Origin of the sequence: Mesorhizobium sp. M2E.F.Ca.ET.219.01.1.1 (assembly GCF_004016445.2) — a bacterium.
Classification (GTDB): Bacteria; Pseudomonadota; Alphaproteobacteria; order Rhizobiales; family Rhizobiaceae; genus Mesorhizobium.
Genome location: NZ_SADT02000082.1, coordinates 1 through 388, shown reverse-complemented (window position 1 = coordinate 388; position 388 = coordinate 1). Strand labels below are relative to the sequence as shown.

1 protein-coding gene is annotated in these 388 nt (G+C 55.9%); it reads right to left on the bottom strand.

Annotated features, from left to right (window positions below):
- Positions 1–275, bottom strand: a 275-nt coding sequence (locus tag EN862_RS35005; protein WP_193771631.1) for a DUF1330 domain-containing protein, incomplete at its 3' end; no start/stop codon positions are given.
- Between the last annotated feature and the right edge of the window lie 113 nt (positions 276–388).

Sequence of the window (388 nt, the reverse complement as noted above, 5' to 3'; positions counted from 1 at the left end):
ATTGCAAGCAGCACATTGGCGGCCGCAACGTTGCGGATTCCGATGAGGGCTTGGTAGTCAGGTGAATCATGCATGGCCTTGAGAGACGCCATATCGGCAAACTCAAGCACGACGAGCCGGTCCGGCTGCCACGAGCCCGCAAGGGCCTCAACGCTTCGAGCACGCAACAGCAACTTGCCTCCGAAGCGATCGACGGCAGCCAAGGCCTTTATGCGATATTCCTCGTATGCCGCTGGATCCGCGATCTTGTGCTCAGCAATCAGATAGGCTGCCATGATGCCTTCTCCTCTGAAAGTCGCGACGTTAACACAATCGAGCCATAGAGCGGAACGCGCTTCTGAACAGCTCGTCCTATCTCGCTGACTCATAAGGAATTTCGATCACCATC